This window comes from Hymenobacter lucidus (genome assembly GCF_020447265.1).
Lineage (GTDB): Bacteria > Bacteroidota > Bacteroidia > Cytophagales > Hymenobacteraceae > Hymenobacter > Hymenobacter lucidus.
This window is the reverse complement of record NZ_JAJADR010000019.1, coordinates 1-4817: the sequence shown is the minus strand read 5'-3', so window position 1 is coordinate 4817 and position 4817 is coordinate 1. Positions and strand designations below refer to the sequence as shown.

Genomic DNA, 4817 nt, shown 5'->3' with positions numbered 1-4817 from the left:
CGGGCTTGAATCGAGGTTTGTGGCAGGGCTTTTTTCTGTCCTTTTTTTAAAAACATCAAAAACGGTCCTTGCGCGCTGCCTTACCCTTGCAGTAGCAGACGAAGAAAAGCAGATCTGATCGGAGATACATGCCTCTGAGCCGCGCCGCTTTTGCTGCCATAAACCCTAAGACGAAAAACGATGGAAAACATGCTTACCAATCCACAACCCCAAGGCTCTGGTCCATGGGCTACACTCCGCACTACTATCACAGTTCTGTTCGGTACCACTGGCGCCGCTGGTGTGCTCAGCAAAATGCCGCCGAGCTATATCATGGGAATTCTTGTAATAGTATGCTCGACCTTCTTGGCAATAACATTCATGAAGAATGCCGGTGAGCTGATGGTCAAATTCGGCGTCATGTACGAGTCGATTTGTCGAGCGAAGCAAGGTAGACCCAAGCCGCCAGATCCGGAGTAGCCTTAACAGCGTTGCAGTTTATTCCCTACTGCCCCCTCGCAAGCTGACCAGTCGAGACCGGGAAGAAAGCCACGACCAGGTACTTGTCTACCAGGTCTAGCAAATCGCCCAGAACGATTTCCGAATTTTAGCCCGTGCCCCGTGATAAACTGCTTGGGGTGCGTATTTACGGGTATGAGGAATTGTAATTCTGACCAGTATGCTTTATTTTTTAGGGAGGGGGTCTTCTTCCTGGCATATCCTGCCCTGGATACATGGCCAGTAAAAGCCGGGTGTATTCATCGGGATCGGCATGTCAGACAAATGCACGAGCCTCGATGCTCAACTTTACACCGGGCCCAGCAAAGCCTTATGATCAGGCCGCTCAAAAATAAATATCACCTCAGGGTCAAACTTTCATGACCTACGAGCTAATAATAGAAGGAGCAGTGGCGCAAAACCAGCACCGCTCCGATTATAGGGTACTCCTTCGAAACAACACTTCTAAAGCACGTCGACGCCAATGTAAACATCGCCTTACCTCCGGAACTCAACAGTAAGGCCACAAAAAAGGGGGCTGCTCCAACAGACCCCCTTCTCGTGGTGAATTTCAAAGCTCGGTGACTCCAATCACCTACCCTAAATCACCTTTTCACAAACTCTGGGCTAGGACCCAACAAGCATGCGACTCACTATCGAAACCTCCAATCAGGAGACCAAGACCATTTTTAAAGAAGTCTGTAAACTTCTTACCTACATCATCAGCTGCCTAATGTTCATCACGATAGTCATCGTGGTGTACAACAAGCCCGAGATGCTCGAACCTATCTTGAAGATAGCAACTGCTACTGGCTTACTCAAGCAATAGCAGTAGAGATTTGAACCACGGCCCCCATTTCATCCTAGTCCGATGGAGTGGGGGTTTTGTGTTCGAAACAACCAAGTTTACGGCAAAGATGCCTGACCAAGGCGAATTGTTGCGCAAATTCTACTCGGGCAAGGGTAGCACGTCGAAAACCGACAGCTGTCTGGGGTCTGCTGCTCTGTTCTTCTTCTTCTTGACATAGGTCCTGACGAAACTGACTCTATCCCCATTAAAGAACACCAGCGGGTTGATGAAGTAGACGTTCTCGTTGTATCCCCTGGCTAGTATTTCGCACTCGATCAAGCTGGCAAGGGCAGCATAAATTGGCTTTATGCTCTTGTAATGAGTGTATTCCTTACACTCGTCGATGAAGAACTCGATCTTATCTGATTTCGGCTTCATCTTGGTCAAGACATAGCCAAAGACACGGATAGCAGGCTTGGAAAGGTCCCAAAAGCTCTCGAATTGGCTCAAGTATAGCTTGGCAAATTTCTCCTCATCGACTTCTATCTGCCGGATAAACATGGTATGACCCAAGACTTCACCTGTGTTTGGGTCGAATGCCTGTAGCATAGCACTCTCCCCAGTACGGGTCGCAGCCTTGTATTTCCGTGAGATCTGGACCTCACCCAATACTTTATCTAAGAATGGATTGGTTCTATTTCTCTCGAAATCGGAAAGTTTCATTTTCCAAAATTAGGGGTAAAAGGAAAATAGGAGTTTCCTCAAAAGTAAGATTCACTTTCCATTTATGCACCATAAATGGAAAGTACTGGTGTACAAATTAGTCTATAATATGTAAAGTGTAGCTTTCCACTATGGAAAGTCCCGCTTTCCATAGTGGAAAGTAGTATATGCTAGTAATCAAGTAGTTACGTAGGTTTACTTCTTATTACTATTAATAACCTGGTATTCCGCGCATTTCGGGGGCATGTACCAGGGATGCTAATCACGCTCGATCTGCTCGTCTGGTCCTTTGCCTTTCCGACCGATTTCCTGACCAAGTGGAGTAGACAAGAACCTGACGGCCTCTCGTCGTGCAGCTTTGTCTGCAGGGCTCTCGTGGACTTCACTTACCCGCGGGTCGAGCTGAGCCTGCTCAATAAGCGAATTGATTTTCTGGATGCTCTGATTTTGATGCTGGTAGCTGATCCGGAGTTGGGTATAGTCATCAGTGGAAGATTCTCCCCAGATGTTGGCACCAGTACTTACCAAAGCCGCTTTAATCTTTTCGATGGTTTCGTGCTCAGCCGTGATGTAGACGTTCCTTGCACCTGGTGCTCGTGCCAGTGCTTCCTTCCGAGCTTGCTCTCTCTGCTGCAGATCTTGTTCCCTACGCTGGCCTTCCTGGCGAATACGCTCGGCTACCAAGCCATCCCAGTCCGGAATTAGCTGCTTCAATGGATAGATAAAACCGGTTGTAACCTCCTCAACATGCTTTACAGGCCCATATGGCCCAGCATGATCTTCAACTCTATAGCCAGCTGTAGCAAAGTGGGCGAATAGTCCATCCTGGTCACGAAAAGGCCTGGTTATGACTTCTCTTGCCACCGTTTCGGCACGTTTAGCACCTTCAGCTAGGGTACGTTCACTAAGCTTGATGGCATCCAGACTTGGTGATTTCCGCTGAACCAGGTCAACTGCAAATTGACCGAGTTGCGCTTTGACCTGGGCAAGCTCTTGCTGTAGGCGGACTGCCACTTGGTAGTTACGCTGATTTAGGCCCTCAGACTTCCTTAAACGACCATCCAGTGCCTGCGCTTGGTCTTGTGCCCCGGCCTGTGCTACGGCTACGCTACCAACCTCCTGCAGGCGTTTTGTTACTTCTCCTACCTGGCGTGCTATTTCGGCATTGATCTTAGCCTCTTGCGCTTCTTTCCAGGCTTCTCGACCTATTAAGGGTGGCGTTTCCAATCGGAATGATGCTGCTACTGGCGTTTGCACCAACGGGGCCAACTCCGCCGCCGTTGTATCCTGCCGCCCATACACTTGCTTCATCTCTTGGTGTGGCCGCCGGCTTCCTTCCATTCCACGCTCAAGACCATGATCAGCCATAGCCATCGCGTAATCCGTCTGTAGCTGCTTAAGCGTTCTGGGATTGAACAAAATGTCGGCCGAAAGCCGCCCGGTCTCCGTGATTGGAATTACCACAGCATGAATATGCGGCGTCTTCTCGTCCTGATGCAAAGTGAACGATACCACATTGCGAGCACCGTATCGTTCCTGCAAAAAGTGCAAATTATCATCTACCCACTTACTACCGCGCATATCCTTTGCCTGACCATCGGCACCTCGCTCAAACCACTCCGGTGAGGCAGTTAGAAGCACTTCCATAGCGCGCACTTGGTCGTCCCGAACCTTGCGCGTAACAGCTTCTCCAATCCGCTCCTCAGCCAAGCTCCAGTAGTCTCGTTGCCCATGGTTCAGATACTCTTCGTTCAAGCTGGCTGTGCGTTCTGGATCAGCGTTCGGCGTGTCCATTAGCCTGTAATTATGCTTCGTTTTGCCTAGGGCAGCCCCTCTGGTCTTGATCTTTGCAACACGGATGATGGACTGTTTCATAGGGGCGATAGGGAGAGATTAATCCCCGTAGGGGCACACGGCAAATTTTAAAGGCGAGAGCGAAGCGAGTCGTCTTTAAAATTTGCCATAGTGTGTTATGGCATTTGGCAGACGATTGCTGATGACAGCTGGGTAGCACAGCCAACACTCGTTCAACTGTTGAGTTTTTCTAGGCATGGACTCGGTTTCGCCCTCTGACATTTCTTTGGAACATGGCCGGGCGAAACCGAGTCCATGCCTAGAAAAACTCATGCCGAAGGCAAGCATTGGTAGAACGAAAAACGCTCACTCGCTAAGTCCAGCTTATACGTCGAGCGAGCGTTTAGACGGGGCGTTTACCTCGGCCGGTTCTATCCCTTCCCGCGGTTGCTCTCCAGCAGAGCCTGGGTCTGTTTCGAACTGGCAATTCAAAGATAGCAGCTTTTCCTAAAGACCAGCGCTGGGTTACTACTCATGCACAAGGCCAACTCTATGTGGCTTGGGTACACAGTAGTGAGTAGGGCTTTATACTTAATAAAAGCCAATCTAACCCGCGAGAAAAATCTCTTGTTCCGCATGGTGAATGGCCGGCTGAAAATCGGGGCTGCTTCCCCGGAATTGGTAAGCGCGCGGTTTCGTCCTACGCACTGGCACCTGCTGAGCACTACTTAGGGGTAACACGAAAAAAGTATGCCCCAATACCCAACACAAACCATGGCCCGACAGATACTGCTTGCCCAGAGCTCTCGCTTTGCGGCCCTTTGGTCGGCGGTTTACTTCGCCCCAGAACCTGACCGGTGGATGACGGCTCCCCAAGCCGAAATCTCCAGCTGGGACAAGACGATACCACGCCCGTGATACGCGGCAGAATCAGTTCACTGAAAAAAGCCTCTCTACGGGCTTGAATCGAGGTTTGTGGCAGGGCTTTTTTCTGTCCTTTTTTTAAAAACATCAAAAACGGTCCTTGCGCGCT

Annotated in this window: 3 protein-coding genes; all 3 read right to left on the bottom strand. The window is 49.8% G+C overall.

Features of this window, described 5'->3' with window-relative positions:
• Positions 1–1426 precede the first annotated feature (1426 nt).
• Entirely contained in the window at positions 1427–1990 is a 564-nt protein-coding gene (locus LGH74_RS24740; protein WP_226180872.1) for a RepA protein, read from the bottom strand.
• Positions 1991–2248: 258 nt separating this feature from the next.
• Positions 2249–3865: a MobV family relaxase gene (gene mobV / locus LGH74_RS24735; protein ID WP_226180870.1), complete on the bottom strand. Its 1617-nt coding sequence runs from the start codon at positions 3863–3865 to the stop codon at positions 2249–2251.
• Positions 3866–4508: 643 nt separating this feature from the next.
• The coding region (locus tag LGH74_RS24730; RefSeq protein ID WP_226180868.1) for a hypothetical protein at positions 4509–4817 on the bottom strand (309 nt) is incomplete at its 5' end.

Coding starts and splice junctions, on each gene's coding strand:
- LGH74_RS24740 (WP_226180872.1), bottom strand. CDS start 1,990: ATGAAACTTTCCGATTTCGAGAGAAATAGAACCAATCCATTCTTAGAT.
- mobV (WP_226180870.1), bottom strand. CDS start 3,865: ATGAAACAGTCCATCATCCGTGTTGCAAAGATCAAGACCAGAGGGGCT.